The organism is Acinetobacter sp. UBA3132 (assembly GCF_002364825.1).
Classification (GTDB): domain Bacteria; phylum Pseudomonadota; class Gammaproteobacteria; order Pseudomonadales; family Moraxellaceae; genus Acinetobacter; species Acinetobacter schindleri.
The window spans coordinates 1-4,312 of the sequence record NZ_DEZM01000145.1 but is presented as its reverse complement, the minus strand read 5'-3'; the positions used below and the strand labels follow the sequence as shown (position 1 = coordinate 4,312).

Here is a 4,312-nt window from a genome sequence, read left to right as displayed (position 1 = left end):
ATAATGATTTTATTAAATATTTTTGCTGGATAAAGAAGGTCTATGAAGCTATACCTTGAATAAAAGTTTAGAAAAACAGCAAAAACCCTAAAAGCTAGATGAAACAGAGTGTTTTTTGAACTTGACTTTACAGACTGAAAACACAAGAATGCTGCAATAGTTTTATATGCCTTAGATCGATCACCCTTCGAATAAGTGTCATTTCATGCAGTGGGCGATTTCTCTAGCCGAGAAATTGAACAAAGCTAAGCAAAATATGTTTATCCCAACATGTTTTAGGTCTTGTATTGCTCGAACAGTAAAGAGGCCAGATTTTTTTTCCTATTGCTATGAAAACTATGAAATTTATGTGCTATAACAGTGCAGACAGTTAATGAATGAACACTGCAAATGCCTCCCATTTGTGCAGTGAATAATATTAGGGTGAATCACGTTGGAACTTCTATCTGGTGGTGAAATGCTCGTTCGCGCATTAGCGGATGAAGGCGTTGAACATGTTTTTGGATATCCAGGCGGCGCAGTTCTACATATCTACGACGCGCTATTTCAACAAGACAAAATTAATCATTACCTCGTACGTCACGAACAGGCTGCTGGTCACATGGCCGATGCTTACTCACGCGTGACAGGCAAGACCGGTGTTGTGCTGGTGACTTCAGGTCCGGGCGCAACCAATACCGTAACCCCAATTGCAACAGCTTATATGGATTCCATTCCAATGGTGATCCTGTCTGGTCAGGTTGCAAGTCACTTAATTGGTGAGGATGCGTTCCAGGAAACGGACATGGTCGGTATTTCCCGTCCGATTGTGAAGCACAGCTTCCAGGTTCGTCATGCCAGTGAAATTCCGGCAATTATCAAAAAAGCATTCTATATCGCTGCTTCTGGTCGTCCAGGTCCAGTCGTTGTTGATATTCCGAAAGATGCGACCAATCCAGCAGAGAAATTTGCTTACGAATATCCTGAAAAAGTGAAGATGCGTTCGTATCAGCCACCATACCGTGGTCATTCAGGTCAAATCCGTAAAGCGATTGACGAACTGATTCATGCTAAACGCCCGGTGATTTATTCTGGCGGTGGTGTGGTTCAAGGCAATGCTTCAGCACAATTGACTGAACTTGCACATCTGTTGGGCTTCCCAGTAACCAATACCTTGATGGGTCTTGGTGCATTCCCGGGCGATGATCCACAGTTCCTGGGCATGCTCGGTATGCACGGTACTTACGAAGCCAACATGAGCATGCACAATGCAGACGTGATTCTGTGTATTGGTGCGCGTTTCGATGACCGTGTAACCAATAATCCTGCGAAATTCTGTCCAAATGCCAAGGTCATTCACATTGATATTGACCCAGCGACGATTTCTAAAACCATCATGGCGCACATTCCAATCGTGGGTGCAGTAGAGCCTGTACTAAACGAAATGCTGAACCAGCTGAAACAGATGAATGTGTCCAAGCCAAATCCTGAAGCGATTGCGGCATGGTGGAAGCAAATTGATGAATGGCGTCAAGTGAACTGCTTGAAGTTTGATCTACCGACTGATGGTTCGATGAAGCCTCAACAAGTAGTTCGTGCGCTCGACAAAGTGACCAATGGCGAAGCGATCATCACCTCTGACGTGGGTCAGCACCAGATGTTCGGCGCATTGCACTATCGCTACAAGCGTCCACGTCAATGGATCAACTCAGGTGGTTTAGGAACGATGGGCGTAGGTCTGCCATATGCAATGGCGGCTAAGCTTGCATTTCCGGATCAGCAAGTGGTGTGTATCACTGGTGAAGCATCGATCCAGATGTGTATCCAGGAGCTTTCAACCTGTAAGCAATACGGCTTGAACGTGAAAATTCTGTGCCTGAACAACCGTGCATTGGGTATGGTAAAACAGTGGCAGGATATGAACTATGAAGGTCGTCACTCTAGCTCTTATGTAGAGTCATTGCCGGACTTTGCAAAATTGATGGAAGCTTATGGTCATGTTGGTATTCAGATTGATCATGCAGATGAGCTTGAGTCTAAGCTTGAAGAGGCGATGGCAATCAATGATAAGTGCGTATTTATTAACGTAATGGTTGATCGCTCTGAGCACGTTTATCCGATGCTTATTGCAGGTCAGTCAATGCAGGATATGTGGTTGGCAAAAGGGGAGCGCACAGCATGAGACATATCATCTCTGTACTTGTTGAAAACGAAGCAGGCGCGCTTTCCCGTTTAGTGGGTTTATTCTCACAACGTGGCTACAACATCGAAACATTAAACGTTGCGCCAACTGAAGATCCAACACTTTCTCGTTTGACATTGACTACTTATGGCGATGATCACAAGATCGAACAAATTACTAAACAGCTGAATAAATTAGTTGAAGTGGTAAAAGTAGTGGATCTGTCAGAAGGTGCGCATATTGAACGTGAACTGATGCTCATTAAAGTCAAAGCACTCGGTTCATCGCGTGATGAAATCAAACGTACTGCCGATATTTTCCGTGGTCAGATTGTTGATGTAACACCAACGACTTATACCATTCAAATTGCAGGTACAACTGAAAAGGTGGATGCGTTTATTGACGCACTTGCAGAACATACCATTTTAGAAGTGGTTCGTTCAGGTGTTTCGGGTATCGCACGCGGCGAAAAAGTACTCACCATCTAAATTTTAAGTATTTCCTCATCTGAATAAGAAGAGGGTATCAGGCAATGTAAATTTAAGGGTCATTGCCTGATTTAACGGACAAACAAGCATTTAAGCGGAGACAGCAATGCAAATTTTTTACGATAAAGACTGTGACTTATCTATCATCCAATCTAAGAAAGTAGCGATCATTGGTTACGGTTCACAAGGCCACGCGCATGCGCTTAACCTGAAAGATTCTGGTGTTGACGTAACTGTAGGTTTACGTGCGAACTCTGCTTCTTGGAAGAAAGCTGAAAATTCAGGTCTTAAAGTTGCTGAAGTTCCTGCTGCTGTAGCACAAGCTGACGTAGTGATGATCTTGACTCCAGACGAGTTCCAATCTCAACTTTACCGTGACGTAATTGAGCCAAACATCAAAGAAGGCGCGACTCTTGCATTTGCTCACGGTTTCTCTGTTCTTTACAACCAGGTTGTTCCACGTGCTGATCTTGACGTAATCATGGTTGCGCCTAAAGCGCCTGGTCACACTGTGCGTTCTGAATATCAACGTGGTTCAGGTGTTCCTGACCTGATCGCTATTCATCAAGATGCTTCTGGTAACGCTCGTAACGTTGCGCTTTCTTATGCATCAGGTGTTGGTGGCGGCCGTACAGGTATCATCGAAACTTCTTTCCGTGAAGAAACTGAAACTGACTTATTTGGTGAGCAAGCAGTTCTTTGTGGTGGTGCTGTTGAATTGGTTAAAATGGGCTTCGAAACTTTGGTTGAAGCTGGTTATGCGCCTGAAATGGCATACTTCGAATGTTTACACGAACTTAAATTGATCGTTGACTTAATGTTCGAAGGCGGTATCGCGGACATGAACTACTCAGTATCTAACAACGCTGAATACGGCGAATATGTAACGGGTACTGAAGTTATTAACGAACAGTCTCGTGAAGCAATGCGCAATGCACTTAAACGTATTCAATCAGGTGAATATGCGAAGATGTTCATCCAAGAAGGTGCGTTGAACTACCCATCTATGACTGCACGTCGTCGTCAAAATGCTGCTCACGGTATCGAAGTAACGGGTAACAAACTTCGTGCGATGATGCCTTGGATTCAAGCAAACAAAATCGTAGACAAAGAAAAGAACTAAGTTCTAATTTCTAAGTCGAAAAGCCCTTGTTTTTAACAGGGGCTTTTTTATGTCTTGTAAAAAAACTAATTTATTTGAGTTGAACTTCGTGCCTCAAATAGATGAAAGCAGTGCTTTCACTTCTTGCGCTTCATTTAAATCAGTGCTTTGCCTCCTTGCACTTCGTACAAAACAGTATTTTTTACTCGGGATTCAAGCAAACAAGATCGTTATAAAGAGTAAAACTAATTTCTCGGATCATTTGATTTAAAGGAAAAAACCACTCAAATTGAATGGTGTTTTTATATTTTTATTTTTAGAAATGTAAATTATTGGGTTTAAAAATAATTAATTATTTATTGATTATTAATTTTCTTTGATAAGTTGGAAATGTGGATAGTTAGATCTAAGGGTGGATTATACTAAGTTGATAAATAAAATTAAAATAAAATAAGCTATAGGAAGATAATGGTTTATATGATTAATTGAAAATTATTCTTAAGTATTAACAGGTCTTAAAAAATCAGAAGCAATTAAATTTTTTATATTTAAAATGAGATC

The 4,312-nt window shown here is 41.7% G+C and carries 3 protein-coding genes; all 3 read left to right on the top strand.

The features are described from left to right. Positions 1 to 433 precede the first annotated feature (433 nt). The 3 genes from B4033_RS07985 to ilvC all read left to right on the top strand — a co-directional run bounded on the left by B4033_RS07985 (position 434) and on the right by ilvC (position 3,772). Positions 434 to 2,161 carry an acetolactate synthase 3 large subunit gene (locus B4033_RS07985; RefSeq protein WP_004813127.1) on the top strand — a complete coding sequence of 576 codons (1,728 nt, stop codon included), beginning with the start codon at positions 434 to 436 and terminating at the stop codon, positions 2,159 to 2,161. Then, on the top strand, positions 2,158 to 2,649 hold the full coding sequence (gene ilvN / locus B4033_RS07980; RefSeq protein WP_004813125.1) for an acetolactate synthase small subunit: 492 nt from the start codon (positions 2,158 to 2,160) through the stop codon (positions 2,647 to 2,649). Before B4033_RS07985 ends, ilvN begins: the two co-directional genes overlap by 4 nt. Before the next feature lie 106 nt (positions 2,650 to 2,755). Further along, positions 2,756 to 3,772, top strand: a complete 1,017-nt coding sequence (ilvC, locus tag B4033_RS07975) for a ketol-acid reductoisomerase (protein ID WP_286833032.1) — start codon at positions 2,756 to 2,758, stop codon at positions 3,770 to 3,772. Positions 3,773 to 4,312: the final 540 nt, after the last annotated feature.